17 protein-coding genes, 2 tRNA genes and 2 pseudogenes are annotated in these 22,035 nt (G+C 45.1%); 11 read left to right on the plus strand and 10 right to left on the minus strand.

The window, feature by feature from the left end:
- Positions 1 to 168: 168 nt before the first annotated feature.
- From uvrA to tenA, 3 genes and pseudogenes are all read right to left on the minus strand, one after another.
- Positions 169 to 3,000, minus strand: a complete 2,832-nt coding sequence (gene uvrA / locus FTT75_RS08645; RefSeq protein ID WP_180186255.1) for an excinuclease ABC subunit UvrA — start codon at positions 2,998 to 3,000, stop codon at positions 169 to 171.
- A 181-nt stretch (positions 3,001 to 3,181) separates the two neighbouring features.
- A pseudogene (locus FTT75_RS08650) lies at positions 3,182 to 3,550 on the minus strand (hypothetical protein).
- A 438-nt stretch (positions 3,551 to 3,988) separates the two neighbouring features.
- The gene (tenA, locus tag FTT75_RS08655) at positions 3,989 to 4,660 is read right to left on the minus strand and encodes a thiaminase II (protein WP_180186256.1); all 672 of its coding nucleotides are present in this window, start codon (positions 4,658 to 4,660) and stop codon (positions 3,989 to 3,991) included.
- A 222-nt stretch (positions 4,661 to 4,882) separates the two neighbouring features.
- Here tenA and FTT75_RS08660 point away from each other — a divergent pair, with 222 nt between their 5' ends.
- From FTT75_RS08660 to ahpC, 4 genes are all read left to right on the plus strand, one after another.
- On the plus strand, positions 4,883 to 5,971 hold the full coding sequence (locus tag FTT75_RS08660; protein ID WP_074383890.1) for a DUF475 domain-containing protein: 1,089 nt from the start codon (positions 4,883 to 4,885) through the stop codon (positions 5,969 to 5,971).
- A 153-nt stretch (positions 5,972 to 6,124) separates the two neighbouring features.
- On the plus strand, positions 6,125 to 7,489 hold the full coding sequence (locus FTT75_RS08665) for an MFS transporter (RefSeq protein ID WP_074383891.1): 1,365 nt from the start codon (positions 6,125 to 6,127) through the stop codon (positions 7,487 to 7,489).
- Positions 7,490 to 7,540: 51 nt separating this feature from the next.
- Complete coding sequence (gene ssb, locus FTT75_RS08670) at positions 7,541 to 8,131, plus strand: single-stranded DNA-binding protein (RefSeq protein ID WP_005095120.1); 591 nt, start codon at positions 7,541 to 7,543, stop codon at positions 8,129 to 8,131.
- 329 nt (positions 8,132 to 8,460) lie between these two features.
- The gene (gene ahpC / locus FTT75_RS08675; protein WP_180186257.1) at positions 8,461 to 9,024 is read left to right on the plus strand and encodes an alkyl hydroperoxide reductase subunit C; all 564 of its coding nucleotides are present in this window, start codon (positions 8,461 to 8,463) and stop codon (positions 9,022 to 9,024) included.
- Positions 9,025 to 9,105: 81 nt separating this feature from the next.
- Here ahpC and FTT75_RS08680 read toward each other — a convergent pair whose 3' ends face one another.
- Together FTT75_RS08680 and ycaC are read right to left on the minus strand one after the other, a co-directional pair.
- The gene (locus FTT75_RS08680) at positions 9,106 to 10,029 is read right to left on the minus strand and encodes a LysR substrate-binding domain-containing protein (RefSeq protein ID WP_100354913.1); all 924 of its coding nucleotides are present in this window, start codon (positions 10,027 to 10,029) and stop codon (positions 9,106 to 9,108) included.
- A 143-nt stretch (positions 10,030 to 10,172) separates the two neighbouring features.
- Positions 10,173 to 10,800, minus strand: a pseudogene (gene ycaC, locus FTT75_RS08685) (isochorismate family cysteine hydrolase YcaC).
- A 308-nt stretch (positions 10,801 to 11,108) separates the two neighbouring features.
- Here ycaC and FTT75_RS08690 point away from each other — a divergent pair.
- From FTT75_RS08690 to FTT75_RS08700, 3 genes are all read left to right on the plus strand, one after another.
- On the plus strand, positions 11,109 to 11,987 hold the full coding sequence (locus FTT75_RS08690) for a pirin family protein (protein WP_180186258.1): 879 nt from the start codon (positions 11,109 to 11,111) through the stop codon (positions 11,985 to 11,987).
- 414 nt (positions 11,988 to 12,401) lie between these two features.
- Positions 12,402 to 13,709 carry an FAD-dependent oxidoreductase gene (locus FTT75_RS08695; RefSeq protein ID WP_180186259.1) on the plus strand — a complete coding sequence of 436 codons (1,308 nt, stop codon included), beginning with the start codon at positions 12,402 to 12,404 and terminating at the stop codon, positions 13,707 to 13,709.
- Positions 13,710 to 13,712: 3 nt separating this feature from the next.
- Entirely contained in the window at positions 13,713 to 14,561 is an 849-nt protein-coding gene (locus FTT75_RS08700) for a cyclopropane-fatty-acyl-phospholipid synthase family protein (protein ID WP_180186260.1), read from the plus strand.
- Between the two features lie 89 nt (positions 14,562 to 14,650).
- Here the strand turns inward: FTT75_RS08700 and FTT75_RS08705 are convergent.
- The 3 genes from FTT75_RS08705 to FTT75_RS08715 all read right to left on the minus strand — a co-directional run bounded on the left by FTT75_RS08705 (position 14,651) and on the right by FTT75_RS08715 (position 15,615).
- Positions 14,651 to 14,726, minus strand: a tRNA-Thr gene (locus tag FTT75_RS08705).
- A 204-nt stretch (positions 14,727 to 14,930) separates the two neighbouring features.
- A complete protein-coding gene (locus FTT75_RS08710; protein ID WP_004647282.1) occupies positions 14,931 to 15,158 on the minus strand; it encodes a hypothetical protein in 228 nt (75 codons plus the stop codon).
- A 366-nt stretch (positions 15,159 to 15,524) separates the two neighbouring features.
- A tRNA-Ser gene (locus FTT75_RS08715) sits at positions 15,525 to 15,615 on the minus strand.
- A 121-nt stretch (positions 15,616 to 15,736) separates the two neighbouring features.
- Between FTT75_RS08715 and FTT75_RS08720 the strand changes: the two genes are divergently transcribed.
- Entirely contained in the window at positions 15,737 to 17,617 is a 1,881-nt protein-coding gene (locus FTT75_RS08720; RefSeq protein ID WP_180186261.1) for a potassium transporter Kup, read from the plus strand.
- Positions 17,618 to 17,696: 79 nt separating this feature from the next.
- Here FTT75_RS08720 and FTT75_RS08725 read toward each other — a convergent pair whose 3' ends face one another.
- A complete protein-coding gene (locus FTT75_RS08725) occupies positions 17,697 to 18,272 on the minus strand; it encodes a hypothetical protein (protein ID WP_180186262.1) in 576 nt (191 codons plus the stop codon).
- A 265-nt stretch (positions 18,273 to 18,537) separates the two neighbouring features.
- Between FTT75_RS08725 and FTT75_RS08730 the strand changes: the two genes are divergently transcribed.
- Complete coding sequence (locus FTT75_RS08730; RefSeq protein WP_159138367.1) at positions 18,538 to 19,620, plus strand: DNA/RNA non-specific endonuclease; 1,083 nt, start codon at positions 18,538 to 18,540, stop codon at positions 19,618 to 19,620.
- Positions 19,621 to 19,697: 77 nt separating this feature from the next.
- Positions 19,698 to 19,943 carry a hypothetical protein gene (locus tag FTT75_RS08735; RefSeq protein ID WP_005095167.1) on the plus strand — a complete coding sequence of 82 codons (246 nt, stop codon included), beginning with the start codon at positions 19,698 to 19,700 and terminating at the stop codon, positions 19,941 to 19,943.
- 102 nt (positions 19,944 to 20,045) lie between these two features.
- Here FTT75_RS08735 and FTT75_RS08740 read toward each other — a convergent pair whose 3' ends face one another.
- Positions 20,046 to 21,065, minus strand: coding sequence for an AraC family transcriptional regulator (locus FTT75_RS08740; RefSeq protein ID WP_074383898.1), 1,020 nt, complete (start codon positions 21,063 to 21,065; stop codon positions 20,046 to 20,048).
- Between the two features lie 110 nt (positions 21,066 to 21,175).
- Between FTT75_RS08740 and FTT75_RS08745 the strand changes: the two genes are divergently transcribed.
- Positions 21,176 to 21,820 carry a hypothetical protein gene (locus FTT75_RS08745; protein ID WP_074383899.1) on the plus strand — a complete coding sequence of 215 codons (645 nt, stop codon included), beginning with the start codon at positions 21,176 to 21,178 and terminating at the stop codon, positions 21,818 to 21,820.
- Positions 21,821 to 22,035: the final 215 nt, after the last annotated feature.

Here is a 22,035-nt window from a genome sequence, read left to right on the forward strand (position 1 = left end):
TCAATAGATAAGTATTTTGATGCCTATGAAGGTTATATCTCATCTCATGATGCTAAAAAGGTAGATGATCAAATATTGGCACAATTGGCTGAAGAAATTCGTTCAATAGGATCATGAAAAATAAAAAGCCCTCCTTGATAAAAGAAGGGCTGATAAATCTTGGATAGCTTATTTCAACAACGCTTTCAAAAACTTACCCGTATGTGACGCTTTGACTTTTACCACCTGTTCAGGCGTTCCCTCAGCAACAATCATACCGCCTCCCGAACCACCTTCAGGGCCTAAGTCCACGACCCAATCGGCGGTTTTAATCACGTCTAGGTTATGTTCAATCACCACAATGGTATTACCCTTATCACGTAGCTGATGCAGGATGTCCAGCAGCTTGGCAATATCATGGAAATGCAGACCCGTGGTCGGTTCATCCAGAATATACAGGGTTTGACCGGTATCGCGTTTGGCCAGTTCACGTGCCAGTTTGACACGCTGCGCTTCACCACCGGAAAGCGTGGTCGCAGACTGACCCAGACGGATATAACCCAAACCTACCTGATGCAATGTTTCCAGACGACGGTGAATGACGGGAATGGCATCGAAGAAATGCATGGCATCTTCAACTGTCATCTGCAAGACATCGGAAATATTCTTGCCCTTATAGTTCACTTCCAGCGTTTCACGGTTATAACGTTTGCCATGACAGGCATCGCAAGGCACATACATATCCGGCAGGAAATGCATCGCCACCTTGATCATGCCGTCGCCTTCACAGGCTTCACAGCGACCACCTTTCACGTTAAACGAGAAACGACCCGCGGCATAACCACGTGCTTTGGCTTCCGGAGTTTGTGAAAACAGTTCACGAATCGGGGTAAATAAACCGGTATAAGTGGCCGGATTGGAACGTGGGGTTCGTCCAATCGGACTCTGGTCAATATCGACGACTTTGTCGAGGAACTGCAAGCCATCAATCGATTCAAACTTTTCCGATGTTAAAGTGGTTGCACCATTCAGTTGGGTCGCCGCCAAAGGTAACAATGTCCGGTTAATCAAGGTCGATTTACCCGAACCCGATACCCCGGTAACACAAGTCATAATGCCCAAAGGAATGGTCAGATCGACTTTTTTCAGGTTATGCCCAGATGCACCCATCAGCTTGATCTGTTCTTCAGGTTTAGGTGGCTGAATCCGTTTTTTCGGCACTTCAATTTTTAACTTGCCAGACAAATATTGTCCGGTCAGCGAGTCAGGATTGGCCAGAATTTCATCATAAGTCCCTTCAGCAATCACATGCCCGCCATGTACACCTGCACCCGGGCCAATATCAATAATATGATCGGCGGCACGAATTGCATCTTCATCATGCTCGACCACCAAGACGGTATTGCCCAAGTCTCGCAGACGGATTAGGGTTTGCAGCAGACGGTCATTGTCACGCTGATGCAGACCAATTGAGGGTTCATCCAGCACATACATCACGCCCATCAGGCCGGCACCAATCTGGGAAGCCAGACGAATACGCTGTGCTTCACCGCCCGACAATGTTTCGGCAGAACGCGACAGGCTGAGATAATTCAGACCGACTGAGACCAGGAAGTGCAGACGTTCACGGATTTCCTTGAAAATCTTGTCGGCGATTTCTCCGCGTGCGCCTTCTAGGTTAATGTCCTGATAATAGCTTTCGGCATCACCAATCGACATGCGGGTAATGTCGGCAATGGTCTTGTCCAGAATTTTCACATTCCGCGAGATTTCATTCAGCCGTGAACCATCACAGGCATCACAGGCAGCATTGGACAGATACTGCGCCAGATCATCACGCACATAATTACTTTCAGTTTCACGGTAGCGGCGTTCCAGATGCGGCAAAATCCCTTCAAACGGAATCACCCGATTATGACGACGGCCACGCTCATCGATATAACTCAGATCAATTTTTTCTTTGCCGGTGCCGTACAGGAATTTCTTCTTGGTGTCGGCATCCAGTTCATTCCACGGCGTTTCTAAAGAAAAATCAAAATGCTCGGCGACTTTCTGGATCATGCCGTAATAATAAGGACGCTGACGATCCCAGCCTCGAATGGCACCCTGACTGACACTGACTTCAGGATTAGGAATCAGTTTATCGGCACTAAAATGACTGCGGGTGCCGAGACCATCACAGACCGGACAGGCACCAAAAGGGTTATTGAACGAGAATAAACGCGGTTCCAGTTCTGCGACAGCGCGGTCACATTCCGGGCAGGAATGCTTGGCAGAAAATACCCGATCATCATGTTCATCCTTCATCCAGGATAAAATCGCAATATCGCCACCGAGGCGCAGTGCAGTTTCAAAACTTTCTGCAATACGGTTGCCCAGATCATCACGGACTTTAAAGCGGTCGACCACGACTTCAATGGTATGTTTTTTCTTTTTGTCCAGCTCTGGTGGCGGATCAATTTCCATGATCTCGCCATCGACGCGGGCACGGACAAAACCTTGACTCTGTAACTGCTCAAATAAGGCGGTATATTCACCTTTACGCTCACGCACTACCGGGGCAAGCAGCATTAAGGCTGTGCCTTCTTCCAGCACTTTGACTGCATCGACCATTTCCGTGACGGTTTGTGCCACCATCGGCAGGTCATGTTCTGGACAGAAGGGCGTACCGACACGTGCATACAGCAGACGTAAGTAGTCATAAATTTCGGTAATGGTACCCACGGTAGAACGCGGGTTATGGCTGGTCGATTTCTGTTCAATCGCGATGGCTGGACTGAGACCTTCAATCGAATCGACTTCCGGTTTTTCCATTTGTGAAAGGAACTGGCGTGCATAGGCAGACAGCGATTCTACATATCTGCGTTGACCTTCGGCATATAAGGTATCAAAGGCAAGCGAGGACTTACCTGAACCAGACAGTCCCGTAATCACCACAAACTTGTCGCGTGGTATATCAAGGTTCACATTTTTCAGGTTATGGGTACGTGCGCCTCGAATACGGATGTGGCTTTGGCTCATGCAAGGATCCTAGAATATTCATCAAAAACCCTTATATGATACCGGATGAAAAATGTTCAAGTGCAAATAAAAGTATTTTAAACGTCAAGTTATGTCGGTGATTGGTCAATTCATCACAATACCGAGAAATATCACAGTAGATCGCTTCACTGTTCAGAATGACTAGACGTGAGGGACGTTCTTAACAAGCCGCTGCATAGCGGCGTTCAAAGATCGATTCAACATCCTCAAAGCAGGTGTCACGTGGTATATCATGATGCAGACGTGCATAGAAATTAACTTCATTTTCCAGGATTTGCAAAAAGCCCTCATAGTCTTGTTCGAAAAAATCCAGGTCGAGCAAATCATTACGACGGGCCTGATGACAGCGGTACTTTTCAATAAATTTCAGCAGATGTTTCTAGATATGCGTGTTGGTATGGTAAATCAGGTAAGTTGCTGCTGAACCACAATCCAGACAGCCCTGTTCCGGATAAATTTCTTCATTATTCAACCAGCAACATTGCACCGTAAAAAATGCCCGAATCGCCTCGGTACCTAAAGTGTCCATATCTGATGCCTCTTTCTGGGACTAAACCATTAAATGATAATTATTCTCATTTATTATGCGGCAATGTGTGGCGAATAGCTAGGTTTAGCTTACTCGCCACTCAGCAGTTTTGTTGTTCTTTTCCCAGACTAAGCCGTTTTTATGATCAATTGATGACAATAGATCCGATTTTAATCGATAAGATAAAGAAGCCCAATCTTCAACAGTAATACTGATCAGTTAAGGCGTTTAGAAATAGACTCTTTAATTTTTTAGTCATCCACGACGGAGTCTTAAGGTTTTAAATTAAAAAACCTGTAAATCAGTTGTTACTTTGGTTTTGCCCAGTGGGTGACTTTTCCAGCTATTAAATATAATTATGAATTTAAAAAAGAAAATGCCAGTCAATTTCTTAACTGACTGGCATTTCGGTCTTAAACAGGACTTTTTTTGTGCATCTTATTGGTCCAGACCAGGCCACTGGCGTTGCTCAAAGGCGCTGTCCCAGAATAACCATTCCAGACGGGCCGCATGCGTATAAGCTTGGTGCATTTTTTCCAGCGTATCGGCATCAACGCGCGCCGCAACACGGTCAATGGTCGCAATTACATTACGCACAGCCGTGTGGAATTCTTCGCCTGAATAGGTATCCACCCAAGCTTGATACGGATTATTCAGTGCAGAATTATCGACTATATCTTTGCCGACTTCTGCATAAATCCAGAAACATGGCAGTAACGAGGCCAGCACCACCGGGTAGCTTTCTGACCATGCAGTCGAAGTGAGATAAGAGGTATAATGATGGCAAGCCAGCGTCAGAGGAGTACTTTCGAACTGGTCTTTGCTAATGCCAAAATCCTGCATAAAACCGTCATGCAGGCTACGCTCCACCACAATCGCAATTTTGGCGGCTTCAGCAAACTGAATCACATCATCTGCCTCAAATGCTTTGGCGGCACACACGGCCAGTGCACGGCCATAGGCCAGTAAATAATGCGCATCCTGAATCACATAATGACTAAAGGCTTCACGGCTTAAAGTACCTTGCGCCAGTTGCTGATTAAAGGGCAGGGCCAGGGTCTTCTGATAAAGTCCGAGATTGCGTTGCCATAGCTCTTGTGAAAAACTCATGCTGAAAATCCTTCGCAGTTCAAGTTAAACCATGCGGCACTATAGCAAAGATCGGGCTGTTTAAAAGATCGGCAAATTTTAAAAACAGAAAATAAGATAAAACAGCTCAGGAAGTGCTTTGGTTTATGCGCTAAAAGTTTCATAATTAGCTTAACTTTTCCTATTCGTATTGCTGCTCTTTCGCAGCCATACATTTATTTAATTTATCCAAGGTCGTTGTGTATGTTGAAACATTTTGGTTTCTCGATTGCATTTTCGATCGTGTGTCTTGGTTTGTCTGCGTATTGGGGTTATACCCATGGTCCTGAAGCAGGCCTGCAAACCATGCTCACAGCGCTAACCATCACCGCTATTCTGGCGATTATGGAAGTGTCGTTGTCCTTTGATAACGCGGTTGTTAATGCCTCAGTCCTACGGGGTTGGGATCATTTCTGGAAAATGCTGTTCCTGACAGTCGGTATTCTGATTGCAGTCTTCGGGATGCGTCTGATCTTCCCGGTGGTTATTGTTGCAGTGACTGCAGACCTGGGCTTTATGGAAGTGGTACGTCTGGCCCTGAATGATCCGAAAGAATATTCAGCGCGTTTAATGGCACATCATCCCGAAATTGCAGCTTTTGGTGGTGCTTTCCTGTTGATGGTATTCCTGAACTTCTTCCTGGATGAAGAAAAAGACACGCACTGGTTCAGACGGCTAGAACGCCGTCTGTCTAATCTGGCTAATGTGCCGGCAATGTCGGTGTTTATCGCACTGGTGGCCTTGTTAATCATGGCAGCCAATGTCGATGAAGCCAAGCGTCTGGCAGTGACTATGGCCGGGATCTGGGGCATCGTAATTTATATCGGTGTACAGGTTCTGAGTCATATGCTCGGTGGTGAACCGGAAGTCGATGAAGAAGGTAATGCGATTCGTCATGATGAAAATGGCGTACCGACCGGTGTAGTGAAAGCCGGTATTGGTGGTTTCCTCTATTTAGAAGTCCTGGATGCCTCTTTCAGTTTTGATGGTGTGATCGGTGCTTTTGCGATTACCTCAGACGTGGTCATCATCATGCTCGGTCTGGCAATTGGTGCAATCTTTGTCCGTTCAATGACCATCTATCTGGTTGAGCAGGGCACATTGGATGCCTATATCTACCTGGAACATGGTGCGCATTATGCCATCGGTGCACTGGCTTTCATTATGATTGCCAGCGGAACCGGTCTGCATGTACCAGAAGTGGTGACCGGTCTGATCGGTGTAGCTTTTATTGTCTGGGCAGTATTCGCCTCGATTCAATACAAAAAACGTCAGGCGGCTTTAGGCAAATAAAGCGCTCTCCCTGAATGAAAAGCGTAGCTCCGGCTGCGCTTTTTTGTTTTTAGATCGGCATCATCTTTATTTCAAATAAAATTCATGTCTTATTAATGAGCTGAATGCCCTATAATCTGGGCTCCAGATTAATTAACCCAATCGCCATAATTTATGATGAATGCTTTAGAACGTCGTTCAACCTTTGCCCTGAGCAGTATTTTTGCACTGCGCATGCTGGGGTTGTTTATGATTATCCCGGTGTTTTCTGTGGCAGGGCAGGCATATCAATATGCAACGCCTGCACTGATCGGTTTGGCGGTCGGGGTCTATGGTTTGACTCAGGCCTTATTACAGATACCATTTAGCCTGATTGCAGACCGCTACAGCCGTAAGCCTTTGATTGTTTTAGGACTGCTGCTGTTTGCCTTGGGTGGTGCGATTGCAGCCATGTCTGACAGCATTTATGGCGTGATTATCGGTCGTGCCATTGCCGGTGGTGGCGCAGTATCCGCTGTCGTCATGGCCTTGCTGGCCGATGTCACGCGTGAAGAAAACCGCATGAAAGCCATGGCAATCATGGGCATGAGTATTGGTCTGTCTTTTGTGGTGGCATTTAGTCTCGGGCCTTGGCTGACAGGTCTGGTTGGCATTTCGGGATTGTTCTGGGTCACCACGGTGATGGGATTGGCTGCCATTGCGATGCTGTTTATGGTGCCTAAAGTCACGCGGCATCATAAAAACTTTCAACAGGGTTATCTGACCCAACTGAAACAGGTGCTCCAGATTGGCGATCTGAATCGTCTGCATGTATCTGTGTTTACCCTGCATTTATTGCTCACAGCCATGTTTATTTATGTGCCTTCGCAGCTGATCGAGTTTGCAGATCTGCCGCTTTCCAGTCATGGCTTGGTCTATTTACCCCTGTTGGTGCTAAGTCTGTTCTTTGCTTTTCCGAGTATTATTCTGGCAGAAAAATACCACAAAATGCGCGCGATTTTTCTGGTGGCGATTGGCGGTATTATTCTGGGTTTAATGGTGATGGTCTTTGGTTTTGAATCCAAATATATCTTGCTCATTGGCCTGGGCCTGTTCTTTATTGCCTTTAACGTGATGGAGGCCTTATTGCCTTCCTGGCTGTCTAAAGCTGCGCCAATCCAGTCTAAAGCGACGGCAATGGGCGTGAATGCCAGCAGCCAGTTTTTGGGTGCCTTCTTTGGTGGGATGATCGGTGGTCAATTGTTGCTGCTCAATAATACCTCGATGGGCTGGAGTATCCTGACCGGGATTGCGATTGTTTGGCTGCTGATGAGTTTCGGGCTAGCTCAGCCACGCTATCTTTCATCACTGGTGCTGCGTTTGCCGGAAAGCAGACAAACTGACGAATGGACTTCTCAGCTTTTGGCGATTCGTGGTATTGAAGAAGTCGTGGTGATGGCTGAACAGCAAGTTGCCTATATAAAAGTCGATAAACAGCAGATTGATGATGCTTCGCGACAACAATTAACGCACTTGTTAGGTAAAGAGGTAGCCATTTAAGCATAACTCTTATAAAGTAAAATACAGAAATATATAGGAAGTAAACAGCAAATGCGTGGTGTAAATAAAGTCATTTTAGTGGGTACTTTGGGTAAAGATCCGGAAACCAAAACTTTTGCAAATGGTGGTTCTCTCACTCAATTTTCGATTGCTACCAGCGATTCGTGGACAGATAAAAGTACCGGTGAACGTAAAGAACAAACGGAATGGCACCGTATCGTGTTGCATAACCGTTTAGGCGAAATTGCGCAGCAATACCTGCGTAAAGGTTCTAAAGTATATATTGAAGGTTCATTACGTACCCGTCAGTGGACTGATCAAAATGGTCAGGAGCGCTATACAACGGAAATCCGTGGTGATCAAATGCAGATGCTGGACTCGAATCGTTCACAAGGCGAGCAGGGCGACAACAGTTTTAACCAGCCACGTTTTAATAACAATAATCAGGCGAGTAACAACCAAAGTGGCGGTTACGGCAATAATCCGCAGTCGGGTTATGGTTCAGCGCCGCAGCAAGGCGGTTTCAACAACAATCAGGGTGGCGGTTATGGCAACAATAACCCGAGTGGTTTTGCACCGAAATCTGCACCTGCACCAACAGCAGCGCCTGCAGCTGATTTAGATGATGATCTTCCGTTTTAACTTATCAGAACGGTAAATCTTCATCCAAGACCCACCTGAATCCGGTGGGTTTTTTATGTCTTGAATTTGCTTTGTTTAGTTTTGATAGAGCTCAGAGCTTTATGATTGCTAATCTAAGTTGCAAAAAATTATATTTCAACTGCTCGGCTTATGTTCAAAATTCTAGGCTCCATATTGAGCAAATCAATCAGATCAGTAATTCTCATAGAAATCTTAAATCTAAAAAAGCGATTATTTTTATAAAAACTTACGGTTTTACCTATTTAAAAAATTTTCGTATTCTATCTTCATCGAATGAACAATCTCACCAATATACGAGGAAAGGTCTCATGAGTTTAATCAATACTGAAATCAAACCATTCAACGCCACTGCTTACCACAAGGGTCAATTTGTGGAAGTGTCCGAGCAGGACATGAAAGGTAAATGGTCGGTTGTATTCTTCTATCCTGCTGACTTTACTTTTGTTTGTCCAACTGAATTAGGCAATCTTGCTGATCAATATGCTGAATTCCAGAAAATGGGCGTAGAAATTTATGGTGTATCAACCGATACGCACTTCACCCATAAAGCTTGGCATGATACCTCTGACGTAATTGGTAAAATCCAGTACCCAATGATCGGCGACCCAACCTGGACTTTGGCGAAAAACTTTGAAGTATTGATTGAAGCTGAAGGTCTGGCAGATCGTGGTACTTTCGTGATCGATCCAGAAGGTAAAATCCAGATCGTTGAAATCAATGCCGGTGGTATTGGTCGTGATGCAGCTGAACTGCTTCGCAAAGTGAAAGCAGCGCAATATGTACACGCTCACCCAGGTGAAGTATGTCCTGCGAAATGGAAAGAAGGCGAAGCAACTCTTGCTCCTTCAATTGACTTAGTGGGTAAAATCTAATTCGCTCACTTTATTTCAAAGCAAAAAATCCAGCACTCAGTGCTGGATTTTTTTATTGGCTGCTCAACATGAAAGCGCAATTCAAATGGTATAGCCCTGATGGCCTTCTGCCCGGGCACGTAAGCCCTCGACCAGATGCTCAATCAGTTTTTCCATCACCAGACGCTGACCTTTGCGTGAGGCATAGACCAGTTGTACGGTTCCCATATTGGAACACCAGTCTGGCAGCAGATGGATCAGGCGACCAGCTTTGAGATCTGCTTCCACGGTTAACAAGGGTAGATCGGCAATACCCAGGCCATCCAGGGCAGAATAGTATACGCCGGCCAGATCGTTGCTTTTGATGCGGGGTTCTAGGGGGATATCCATCTGTTCATGACTGTCGATACGATGCAGATGCCATTGATAGTGGTTTTTCTGCGTGCCTAAAACGATGGTCGGAAAGTCATTGATCTCAGTGGGGTAGTGTATCGAACGGCCTTGCAACAGCTCCGGACTGGCAACCAGACAATGCGTGGTTTTAATCACATCGCGAACGACAATGCTGGAATCTTCATTGGCTTCAAAGTTGGTGCGGATCGCCAGGTCAATCTCATCATGCAGCACATCGACACGCCGGCTGGTAATTTCCATTTCTACCTGAACCTTGGGATAAGTCTTGAGGAATTCATTCAGCAGGCTGCGGATCTGGTAGCGCATCATCACCGAAGGACAACTCAGCTTGACCAGGCCTTGTGGTTCACTTTTCTGCTTGAGCAAGACATTACGGGCACATTCCACCTGTTGAATCAGCTTTTCGCATTCCTCAAAAAATTCCTGGCCCAGTGAGGTCACCTTAAAATGTCGGGTTGAGCGTTGAATCAGGATGACATTGAAACGGGCTTCCAGCTCTAAAATACGTCGGCTGAGTTTGGACTTGGTGATTCCGGAGATGTCACTGGCTGCACTAAAGCCGCCATGCTTGACCACCAGATAAAAATAATAATAATCATCAAAAGAATGCACCTTTCACCTCAATCGCCCTGCGTTCATACAATGCCCATCATAGGGGAAATCCGGGCCAGGCTAAACTGTTTCCAAGCCAGATTAATTTAATTGTTCCAACAAAAAGTGACCCGAAGGCCGCTTATTTTAGAGATGTGTATGGTTTATTTCTGTGCAGTATTCTGGCTATAGCTATTCATCAGGTTGCGGTAGTCAGGAATATGATTGCTGAATAAGCTGCCGAGACCTTCGATATCATTACGCCAGTCACGGTGCAGTTCACAAGCCAGACCAAACCAGGTCATCAGCTGTGCACCAGCCTGTGACATGCGGTTCCATGCAGCATCACGTGTCAGGTGATTAAAGGTACCAGATGCATCTGTCACGATGAATACGTCAAATTCTTCTTCAAGTGCAGACAGCGCCGGGAAGGCAACGCACACTTCAGTCACCACGCCAGCAATGATCAACTGTTTTTTTACCCGTGGCTTTTACCGCTTTAACAAAATCTTCATTATCCCAGGCATTAATTTGCCCTGGACGAGCAATATAAGGTGCGTCTGGGAATAGCTCTTTCAGCTCAGGAACCAACGGACCATTTGGGCCTTGTTCGAAGCTGGTGGTCAAAATGGTCGGTAAATTGAAATATTTTGCTGCTGCCGCAAGCGCCAATACATTATTTTTGAATTTATCTGGGTCAATATCACGAACCAGTGACAACAAACCAGTCTGATGGTCTACAAGTAATACGGCTGCATTGTCTTTGTCTAAACGTACATAAGGTTTTGCCATTTCTCTGTTCCTCTCTATAAAATTAGCATCCCGTCTTGGATCAAACCCAGGCTGTTCCGGGACGTGGTGATTTTTATATTAGAGCTAAAAACAGGACAAAATAAGCCCAAATTCTGGTATAAATAATCTTAAAAATAGGATAATTAAAAATTTAGACCAAAATTTTAGTTTATTTGTGTTGAATTCGGGAAGTTAAAGCAGAGATTGTCTTATATATAAGATACTGTATTCCAGCTTAGGACTATCAGCGCATCTTGGCCCGGCATAAAATGGCTGCATGTTCATCCTATCGTAATAGGAGTTAAAAGATGAAAAAAGTAATTGGTGTTTACCGTAATCAAAACATGCATTGGGTCGGTGATGGCTTTCCGGTCAAAAATCTGTTTTCCTATGACCGTTTAGGTCAGGCGATCAGTCCGTTTTTGTTGCTGGATTATGCTGCACCCTATCATTTCGATCCGACGACTGTACAACATGGCGTGGGTTCACATCCACATCGCGGTTTTGAAACAGTGACGTTAGCTTATCAGGGGGCCGTGACACATCAAGATTCAAGTGGCGGTGGCGGCACGATTCAGGCGGGGGATGTGCAGTGGATGACCGCAGGCTCAGGTGTGGTCCATGAAGAATTTCATTCTCCAGATTTTGCCAAACATGGCGGTCTCTTTGAAATGGTACAGCTCTGGGTCAATCTGCCGGCCAAAGACAAGATGACCACACCACGTTATCAGGCGATCACTGCGGCAGCTATTCCGCGGATTGAAATGGATGAAGAGGCGGGCCATATCCGGGTGATTGCAGGTGAGTTTGCTGGTCATCAAGGTCCTGCTCATACTTTTAGTCCGATCAATGTCTGGGATGGTGAACTGAAAGTGGAATATGAAACCACATTACATATCCCTGCCGGGCATAATGCACTGTTAGTCGTGCTGAAGGGTGAGCTGGTGGTCAATGCGAGCCAGAAAGTCCTGGACAGCTCAATTATAATGTTTGCCCGTGATGGAGATCCGGCGATTCAGTTGCAAGCCTATCAGGATACCCAGTTTGTGTTACTGACAGGCGAGCCACTCAATGAGCCCATTCAAGGTTATGGCCCGTTTGTAATGAACAGCAAGGAAGAAATTATGCAGGCATTTCAAGATTTTAATCAGGGTAAATTTGGTGAAATTGCGGTGCAGGCTGAATAGTACACCGAGCGGTTAAACAAAGAAGCCTCTGCTTTCGCAGAGGCTTTTATTTTATAAGGCGCTGTAGTTTCTTGTCGTTTTAAATAATTTACGCATAAACTCATCTTGGTGGAATCTGATGGGTTTATGGTTTTATTATGCTGTGAATCATAGGTTTTTCAAGGGCGTTTGTCAACCAAAGGTTATAAAAATGGTTAATTAAGATGTTTGTTTTTAAAGTGATTTTTCTGGTTATATGGAAAAAATATGAATAAAATCCTGAGTTTGGTGAATTTTGTAACCTGTTCAAAAAAATAGTGAAAAGCAGATTTTATCCCGTCCAATTGCCTTTACGAAAAACATATATTCTGGAAGATTTTAATAACCTGTTTGATTGGCGCATGGTACATAATTTCTGTAGTTTTTCAATGACGGATGATCAGTTTGGATATCGCAGTAATTGGTAGTGGCATGGCCGGACTGGCAACAGCCAGAATTCTCCAGGATGCAGGACATCACATCACGATTTTTGAAGCACTTCCAGGTCGTGGCATGGACAGTCATAGCCTTGAATTTGAAGGGGGGCTAATTGATGCACCTTTACGTGTGATGAATCCTTATCTGTGGAAAAACACCCTGAGTCTGGCCACGTATCTGGGCATTAAAACTTATCCGGTGCGTACCTATATGGCCTGCAGCTGGTTATTTGAAGATAAAACTGAAACCTGGCTGACCACATCGCGTAGCCGTATCGGCAATATTCCAATTATCAATAACCGTAAAGGCTTGCAGCAGTACGGCTGGCGTCTGGTCAAGGGCCTGTTGCAGCTCAAAGTGGCATTAACCAAATTTTTTAAGTCGAAAAATCAGGACATCAGCCTGGCAGAATTTATCAATCGTAACGAGATTGAAGAAGTGTTCTGGCATGGTGCGGTGATGCCGGTGCTATATACCATCTGTACCTGCAATCCGAAAACCATTGGTGAATGGCCAGCTAAACCGCTATTGATTTTCCTGCGCCAACTGACCGATGGCGATGCTTTACTGCGTCTGCAAGGCGGTACACCGGCGCTGGTCGACAAGCTGATTGAAGGCATTCAGATTGAAGACGGTTCAGCGATCACATTGGTACAAGAGCAAGGCGATCAGGTCAGAGTGGAAAATGCAGCCGGTTATTCAAAACTGTTTGACCGGGTGATTGTCGCGACCCCGACCACCAAAATTGAGGAGTTCCTGGATGCAGAACAGTTTGCCAGTGAAATTGAGTTATTGAAGAAATTCAAATTCGAACAGGGCGAACTGGTGATTCATACCGATGCCAGCGTGATGCCGCCAAAACGTAAAGACTGGGCCGTACTCAGTTATATGATGGACCGTAAATTTACCCGTCAGCAATTTACCGTGTGGCTCAACTCGATTGAGCCTTCTCTGGTTGGCAAGTCGGCCGTATTTCAGACCTGGCGTCCGGTGACCGACATTGATCCGAAAAAAGTGATCAAATCAGTAATGCTGACACGTGCGGTGGTCGATGCCAATACCGTGGCGCTGAACAAGGAATTACAGCAGCGTCATCTGGAAGCCAATCGCAAAGTCTTTTTCTGCGGTTCATGGTCATGTGACGGTTTGCCCATTCTAGAATCGGCTGTGACCTCAGCGATGAAGATTGCGGAAATTTTCGGTGCGCCTTTACCGTTTCAGGGTTTAAAACCTGTGGTCGAGGTTGCTCCGCAACTGGGTTATTAATTGATGCAATGGCTTCAGGCATTGCGTCAGCGCTTTCCTCAGCATAAATATGCAATTCATGCAGCGGCGCTGGGGGATCAGGCGCAATTGCCCTGGAGTAATTTGGGCTATTGGCAGGCAGGACAGCAGGATTATGTTGCTGCCTGTCGCACGCTGGCCGATCAGCTCGCGCAGAGTGTCAATTTGAATTCAAAAGATAAATTGCTGGATCTGGGCTGTGGTCAGGGTGCAAGTTTATTGCACTGGCAACAGCACTACCGAGTGCAATATCTGGCCGGTGTCGAAGTACAAACGGCTTGCGTGGCCACTATTCAGCAACATCTGCCAGAACTGAATGCCATCTATCAGGCCTCGTTTCTGCGTTTAAACGAATTACAATTTTCCCAGCGTTTTGATGTGGTGCTGTGTCTGGATGCAGCTTATCACAGTCCGGTTCCGTTACTTTTGCAACAAATCAGCAGTGTTTTAAAGCCAAATGCACGAATTGGTTTTCATCATCTGGTGTTATCGGAACGTTGGCAAAATTTGAATTCATTTCAAAAGCGTAAATATCAGCTGTTACTGAAATCTGCCGATATAAATTTAAAAGAATTAATGTCTGTTGGTGCACTGTATGCGTGTCTGGATCGTTTTGAATTTAAAAATATTCAGATTCAGGATCTATCCGAGCCGGTATTTTCCGGCTTTGCGGATTATGTACAAAAAACTTTGAATTCAAAACAAGCCGGTCATCATATTCAAGGCTCAGGCTTGGATCATTTTAAAATTCAAATGACAGCAAAGCTATGCCAAAAATTATATCAGGAAGGGACCGTGAGATATGTGCAGGTAACGGCACAATCGAAGGACTAAAACAGCGTAAGAAAACGTCGAAAAATTCAAGTTTGAAAAATACCAAGCCCAGAAACATCAAAGCCTCACTAAAAAGCGAGGCTAAGATATGGTGCCGGCACACGGATTCGAACTGTGGACCTACTGATTACAAGTCAGTTGCTCTACCAACTGAGCTATGCCGGCATGGTGGAGTGCATTTTACAGAAATTCATTCGCTACGCAAGCCAAAAAATAACCGTTCAAGCTATTTTGGTACGATTTACCGTTTTTCCGGTTCATTCTATCTAAACTGTCTTTTATCGAAAGATCAAGAAAACGCCTATATAGGCAGATATGGGCGAGGGTGAAAGCATAGGATTTACTATGGATATGAGTCGGTTATAAGGTTTATCTGTTTTTTAGGATGCGATCTAATTCTTGTGCACATTCCTCTAAAGTAAAGGCCATATCAAACTGCATTTGAGGTTTGAGTTCTTGAGCGAGGCTTCTCCACTGTTCGATGAGTCTCAGAGCTTTTTGAATTTTATGTTTATTGATGTCTTTGGCAATGGTTGGGGTATAACCGCCACGTTTTGCATTTTTGATCTGTTTTGCATAGTTTGCGCTGTTATTCATGTTCGCTCTCCGAATAGCAGTGTATCTATTTAGCTTTAAGTTTAAATGGCTCGATCAATCCTGTATTTCTTTCTATTTTATGGTTTTTATTCTCCTCTCAGCACCTCTGTAGGCACCATAACATAGCTTTGATGACAATAGAATTAAGCTATTTTTATGCCAGTTTTTAAATTGAACCTAGAAAAGCACGGAAGCTTAAGAAAAATTTAAATATGGTGGAATAATCGTCTTAGAACAGCCATATTCCTTAGGTCATAGTAACTTTAATCATGGTGGTGATGGATTGTTTAATGATTCTAAGCAGATGCGAATTTGAATTTCAGGCAATAAAAAAACCCGAATCATGTGATTCGGGTTTTTAAATTCTGGCGGTGAGAGAGGGATTCGAACCCTCGAAACGCTATAAACGTTTACACACTTTCCAGGCGTGCTCCTTCAGCCACTCGGACACCTCACCATAGGCCGAGGATAATAGCGAAAAAAACCAGCTGTGCCAAGCTGAAACAATTGATTTGCAGAAAAACTTTTAATGTGGTGCTATGATTCGCAAAAATGCTTGTTAAAAACGAAGACAATATATGCAAAGCACTGCACAAAAAGCAGCTCTCCCGGTGATTACACTGGCTGCGCTTGGGGTCGTTTTCGGAGATATTGGCACCAGTCCACTCTATGCACTGCGCCAATGCTTCCTCACCGCACATCTCGCCATTAGCGAGGCCTCTGTACTCGGTATCCTGTCGCTGATTTTCTGGTGCATGATGCTCACCATCAGCTTTAAATATGTCACGGTCATCATGCGTGCCGATAACAACGGCGAAGGCGGGATCATGTCATTATTGGCATTAAATCTGCGTACCACACGAATTGTCGATCAAAAGAAAATTTTCCTGATTGCCTTGGGTTTTATTGGTGCATCGCTATTCTTTGGTGACGGTATTATTACTCCGGCAATTTCTGTGCTGTCTGCCATTGAAGGCTTGAGTATTGCGACACCTATTTTCAATCAATGGCTGGTACCGCTATCGATTGGAATTCTGGCGGGGCTGTTTATGGTGCAGCGTCACGGTACAGCCACCATGGGGAAATTTTTCGGGCCTTTAACCATGCTCTGGTTCCTGTCCATTGGCGGTTTTGGTTTGTGGAGCATTATCCAGACCCCGTCTGTCCTCTGGATGGTGAATCCGTACTGGGCCTATCACTTTGTGGTTGATCAGCCCTACGTGGCTTTCCTGACCATGGGCGCGGTGATTCTGACCATGACCGGGGGGGAAGCAATTTATGCCGATATGGGGCATTTCGGTCGTCTGCCAATTCGTCTGGCCTGGTTTATTATTGTCTTGCCCTGTTTATTGCTGAATTATGCCGGACAGGGCGCATTGTTGTTGCGCAGTCCAGAAGCGCTGGCCAATCCTTTCTATATGCTGCTGCCAGAATGGGCTTTATTCCCGATGATTGGACTGGCCACGGCTGCTGCGGTCATTGCCTCGCAGGCGGTGATTACCGGGGTATTTTCGATGGTCAATCAGGCCATTCAACTGCGTTATTTGCCGCGTCTATCGGTCAAGCATACCTCGGCAGTCGAACGTGGCCAGATTTATCTGCCCTTTATTAACTGGCTGCTGTTTATTTCGGTCTTGATCCTGATTTTACTGTTTGAAAATAGTGCCAATCTGGCCAGTGCTTATGGGGTCGCAGTGACCATGACCATGCTCTGCGGAACCATTCTGATCTCGATTCTGGCCTATGGTTTATGGCGTTGGCCGGTCTGGAAAGTGGCACTGTTTGCTGTGCCATTTTTGGCGCTGGACTTAGTCTTTGTCGCTTCAACTTCCTTGAAAATCACCTCGGGTGGCTGGGTGCCGATTCTGATTGGCGCGGTGCTGTTTACCATTTTGCTGACCTGGAAAGATGGCCGAGCTTTGGTGCTGAGCCGTCTGGAACAGGATGCCTTGCCGATTGATCTGTTTATTAAAAGTATCTCAATGGGAGAAGGCACCAAGTTTGTGCCGGGTGAGGCCATTTTCCTGACCGGTACACCGAACATTGTCCCGCATGCCATGTTGCATAATATAAAACACAACAAGGTCTTACATGAACGCAATATCATGCTCACGGTGATTACCCGGGATGTGCCATTTGTAGACAGTCAGGATCGGGTTGAGCTAGAAAAACTGAGCGAGCATTTTTATCGGGTATTTATTTATTATGGTTTCAAGGATCAGCCCAATATTCCGCAAGCCTTGCAACAGGCCTATCAAAAATGGGATTTTGAATATGACCTGATGCAGATCAGTTTCTTTATTTCACGTGAACGGATTATGCATACTGTGGGTGAGGGTATGGCACCGTGGCGGGAAAAGCTGTTTATTTCCATGCAGCGCAATACCAGTCCGGTCAGTGATTTCTATCAGATTCCACCCAACCGTGTGGTCGAGCTGGGCACCCAGATTCAGATGTAAATAAAATTAAAAAGCATAAAAAACCAGAGGCACACTCTGGTTTTTTTATGGGAGACACACTAAATAAGTGAGCTTTGGATTATTGCTCAAGTTCTACGGCAGCCGGCACTTCAGGTGCAGCATTCAAAGGCTGTTCCATCAGCACTGGTTCTGCATCGGCTTGAGCTGCAATTTCAGTTTGTGCATTCATATTGGCTTCAACTACAGCGGCTTGCTGTTGCTCTTCAAGCACAGGCTGTTGTTCTGGTGCAGCCATAGATGTAGTTGTCTCGACTTCAGTACTGTTGGCCGGTTCAGCCAGATTGGCCGGCATGTCTGATTGATTCATACCCGGTTCTGCCACAGGAGGTTGTGGAGAAACCATGTCTGAATTACCAGGCGCCTGCGTCATCGCTGGATCATTTGGCATCGCTGGCTGCGTATTTGGCATTGGCTGCTGTGGCGCAGCTGTACGCGGATCGACAAGGCGGATTTGACCAGAGTTGACTAGAGTTTCTAAAGAGCCTTCCTGACCATTCACCGTGGTACTAATTTTAGCTTTAGACAAGCTTTCAAGTGTTTCACCCGGTTGAACCGGTGGCTCGGCAAATGCGCCTGCGCTGATTACACTTGTGAATAATCCTAAACCTAATATTTTAGAGAGTTTGGAATTCATGATTGACACCACTGCTAATAATTGTACGAATTGGGATAGGCGCTTAGCTTTACATACTCATCCGGCAGCTCCAATCAAAGCTACTCAAAGACTGCGAAACCTCATTTAAAATGAAATAAAAAATAGACAGTTTGTTACAGCTTTCGTGGCTTTTAAGCCATTATTGTTTATTTGTTAAGCGAATGGCAGGGTCAAGATATACTTCATATACACAGCTTGTTAAGCTCGGGAAAAATCGGTATTGATCTAAAAAGTACGTGTAATAATGGCCAAGAAGCAGCGTAAATCCAAGAACTCTCTTTTTCAGTTTTTAAGTAAAAATAGTACTAAAGTCATTCTGGGTGTGGTGGCTTCGAGTAGTTTTGCCATCGCCTTTGGTCAGGAAAAAATCAGTCAATGGGTGTCTCTGCCATCTTCATCCGATTCCGCCTGTCTGACACAGTTTTATCGTGATGTTCCGCCGTATCTGATGAAAGACAGCCTGAAAAAAGACAGTTATTCACTGTGCTTTAATGGCTTTAACGTTGGTTATTCCGGTGTTTCGAAAACCCCACTTTGGGTGGCTGAAGCACTCACACCGGCACGCTTAAGCCAGAAAATTCCGCGTCAAGATAATTTTCATGAAGAGACCCAGCTCAAACCTGTGCATCGGGCGACGTTGGCGGATTATCGTGGTTCCGGTTATGATCGCGGGCATATGGCGCCAAATGCGGATATGCCCAATAAGGCTGCACAGTCGGACAGTTTCTCACTGGCCAATATGGTGCCGCAAGCACCGAAAAACAATCAGCAGGTCTGGCGTGAACTGGAAGAAGCGACCCGTGCCATTGTAACCAAACAGAAGCAGGATGCTTATGTTGTTACCGGGCCGGTATTTGCGGCGAAAAAACTAAAAACCATTGGTAATGGCGTGATTGTACCGACGGCGGTGTATAAGGCAGTTTACCTGCCGAAAACCGGTGCGATTGGTGCTTATTATGCGCCGAATGATAATTCGCTCAAAGTGCGTATTGTTAGTGTCTGTTATCTGGAGGAACAGCTCGGAATTAACCTGTTCCCACAATTGACCGAAGAGCAGAAGCGCAATACCTATCGTTTGCCATTGACGGCCAAGGCGGTTAAAGCCAATCAGAAAATCGAATATTCTAACTGGGATGCAGAAAGCCAGTGTGCGGAAGACGTCTCTAAAGAAAACTTGCAGGCACTGCAACGTGAGTTTAAATCTTCAGGTTCAAATACCTCGACGTCCTCAGCGACTGGTGGTGCAATCGATAACGACACCCAAAATACGATTATAAAACAGCTGATAGATGCGCTATTGCAATATATTTTGCAGTTATTGAAATAAACTTGCTGAAAAAAGTGGGATTCGAGTAGCATCGATCTCACCCATTATTGAAAATAACAAAGACAGGTGAAGAGGATATGTTTAAAGCATTTGAAAATGGCAGTGAATCCCATGCCATTCATGATCTGACCTTGGAAAATGATCTAGATTGTGTCAGCCTGTATGGAAACTTGCAGATCACCAAGGATCAGGAAGGTCTTAAGGCTGCCAAGGTTTTGCAGGCTTTTGTAAATGATGTGGTGCAGCAACTGGAAAATACTGTAGATCTGCCAGAAAAGCTGCAGCGGGATGATCTGGACGAAATCGAAAATCCATTTTTATAAGATTTTTTTCATTTGTTGGAGAATGTTCCATCTGGAACCAGACACAAAGCCCAATATTCCTATTAGGCTTTTTACTATTTTTAGTCTCAGCATTGCAGCGTCTCAAGCTGTCTGAGCCAAAGATTCTAAGCGCCATTGTTGTGGCGTCAGCTGGGTCCATTGCTTAAATGCCCGCTGAAATGCACTCTGCTCGGAGTAACCAAGCAGCATGGAAATTTCCTGTAAGCTTAAATGCGGATCTTTCAGATATTGCATTGCCATCATAGAGCGGATTTCCTGCATGCGTTGCTGATAGGTTTTACCCTGCTTTTGCAAATGTCGTTGTAACTGACGGACAGAGAATTTTATTTGCTGGGCAATATGTTCAATCTGGAACTGGTTTTTTTGCAGGCCCACCAGAATCGCCTGCTGTAACTGCTGGTCAACCTGGGTGGAATTGGGGAATTTTTCCAGTAAAGCTTCAGCTTGTTGTTTCAGAAGCTTTTGTAGGGTCTGATCACCCTGTTTTAAAGGTGTAGACAGCTCGCTGACCGGCATCAGGACTTGAGTCTTGGCTTGACCGAAACGAACCTTGCAGCGGAAATACTGTTCATACAATGCTATATTTTTGGGTGTTGGATGCTGAAAATGCACTTCATGCAGATGCAGATGCAGATGATTATTATCCAGAATATTCGATTTAATAAATTCGATCATGAGTGCAATCGCGATTTCATCGGTCAGTTGCGTACTCATCTTAAAAGGAACCTCACCCCAGGCAATCGAAAGATGATCTCCTTGCCCCTGGATTTGTAGCGGGCTGCCATCATAGATCAGGCGATGGTAGTCATGATAGCGCATGAAGGCTTCACCCAGCGTGTCACTGGAAAGTGCCAGATAACCGATAATCCCGAGATGTTTAGTCTCGACCAGTTGCGCAATTTCCAGGCCCAAAGCCGGGCGCTGCAGCTGTTGATCAAGTGTCGTCAGCAGATCACGCCACAGAGTAAAATCAAAGCGTTCCAGATTTTGAATGGCCAATAATTTCTCAGGGACTTCGAGCTGTTTCAGCTGATAATAGTCCAAAAGTAAATGTCCTAAACCACCGTATATCGAGCCTACGTAGTTTTTTAGAACCAGCATTTTTTAATTCTTTTATTTTGTCGTATTTTGTCAATCATATTGAATATTTTGGTCAATATCTAGTCTTTTACTTAGCCTATATTGAAAAATAGACCAAGAGGTAAAAGATCATGTGGAAAGGTTTTCTGGCAGGACTCGTCGTTGCCAATGGATTTGAATGGTTTGCGCATAAATATGTGTTACATGGAATTCACCGCCAAGGACAGAGCCGCTATAGTCCGGTTCCAGAAAGCATGTGTTCGCATTGGGAACATCACCGCATTGTGCGTAAAACGGAATTTTCCGATTTCGGTTATGTAGAAGGACTGAACAACTGGCGTACCCGCAATGAAATTGCTTCTCTTGCCGTGGTTGCTACAGTCTTTGGATTGACGTTTTATCCTTTTTCCAAAGGGATGACGCTGGCCGTATTATATAGTGCAGGCAATTATTATTATCGGCATCGTCGTGCCCATCTGGAGCCAGAATGGGCCAAAAAAAAGCTGCCTTGGCATTATGATCATCACATGAATAGTAATCAGGATGCCAACTGGTGTGTGACCAAACCCTGGTTCGACTATCTGCTGGGTACCCGGGTGATTTCCTCCGCAGATTTACAGGAGCAGAACCCTTTAGGTATGGTATTGCCTGCACCGATCTCGAAAAAACTGAACTATTGGGCAGACCGTTATTTTCCAGCCAAGTGGGCAGAAACTCCGGCTAAAATTGCTAAAAATCCTGCGACCAATCACTTAAATAGGCCATTAAATCGCTAAAACCCGGTTCTTGTCGTGATTTGTCAATAAAATACACTTGTATTGTCAATATTCTGCTGTTTATTTGCCCTATATTCACTGCTGTCGGTGAGTGAAGCCTCATACTGGGGTGTGTGGTGTAATAAGTTATTTTCAATACCAAGTGCTGTAGTCTTTTCTTGGTTTTATAGGGAGTCGAAAGACTCCTTTTTTTTATTTAATTTTTACTTTTGAAT

This window comes from Acinetobacter sp. YH01008 (assembly GCF_013420435.1).
Taxonomy (GTDB): Bacteria; Pseudomonadota; Gammaproteobacteria; order Pseudomonadales; family Moraxellaceae; genus Acinetobacter; species Acinetobacter pseudolwoffii.

Excerpts from the sequence above, each read along its gene's own strand:
- uvrA (WP_180186255.1), bottom strand. The coding sequence starts at position 3,000 with ATGAGCCAAAGCCACATCCGTATTCGAGGCGCACGTACCCATAACCTG.
- FTT75_RS08700 (WP_180186260.1), top strand. The coding sequence starts at position 13,713 with ATGCAATGGCTTCAGGCATTGCGTCAGCGCTTTCCTCAGCATAAATAT.
- FTT75_RS08690 (WP_180186258.1), top strand. The coding sequence starts at position 11,109 with ATGAAAAAAGTAATTGGTGTTTACCGTAATCAAAACATGCATTGGGTC.
- FTT75_RS08735 (WP_005095167.1), top strand. The coding sequence starts at position 19,698 with ATGTTTAAAGCATTTGAAAATGGCAGTGAATCCCATGCCATTCATGAT.
- tenA (WP_180186256.1), bottom strand. The coding sequence starts at position 4,660 with ATGAGTTTTTCACAAGAGCTATGGCAACGCAATCTCGGACTTTATCAG.
- ahpC (WP_180186257.1), top strand. The coding sequence starts at position 8,461 with ATGAGTTTAATCAATACTGAAATCAAACCATTCAACGCCACTGCTTAC.
- FTT75_RS08740 (WP_074383898.1), bottom strand. The coding sequence starts at position 21,065 with ATGCTGGTTCTAAAAAACTACGTAGGCTCGATATACGGTGGTTTAGGA.
- FTT75_RS08660 (WP_074383890.1), top strand. The coding sequence starts at position 4,883 with ATGTTGAAACATTTTGGTTTCTCGATTGCATTTTCGATCGTGTGTCTT.
- FTT75_RS08725 (WP_180186262.1), bottom strand. The coding sequence starts at position 18,272 with ATGAATTCCAAACTCTCTAAAATATTAGGTTTAGGATTATTCACAAGT.
- ssb (WP_005095120.1), top strand. The coding sequence starts at position 7,541 with ATGCGTGGTGTAAATAAAGTCATTTTAGTGGGTACTTTGGGTAAAGAT.
- FTT75_RS08730 (WP_159138367.1), top strand. The coding sequence starts at position 18,538 with ATGGCCAAGAAGCAGCGTAAATCCAAGAACTCTCTTTTTCAGTTTTTA.
- FTT75_RS08665 (WP_074383891.1), top strand. The coding sequence starts at position 6,125 with ATGATGAATGCTTTAGAACGTCGTTCAACCTTTGCCCTGAGCAGTATT.
- FTT75_RS08745 (WP_074383899.1), top strand. The coding sequence starts at position 21,176 with ATGTGGAAAGGTTTTCTGGCAGGACTCGTCGTTGCCAATGGATTTGAA.
- FTT75_RS08710 (WP_004647282.1), bottom strand. The coding sequence starts at position 15,158 with ATGAATAACAGCGCAAACTATGCAAAACAGATCAAAAATGCAAAACGT.
- FTT75_RS08695 (WP_180186259.1), top strand. The coding sequence starts at position 12,402 with ATGATCAGTTTGGATATCGCAGTAATTGGTAGTGGCATGGCCGGACTG.
- FTT75_RS08720 (WP_180186261.1), top strand. The coding sequence starts at position 15,737 with ATGCAAAGCACTGCACAAAAAGCAGCTCTCCCGGTGATTACACTGGCT.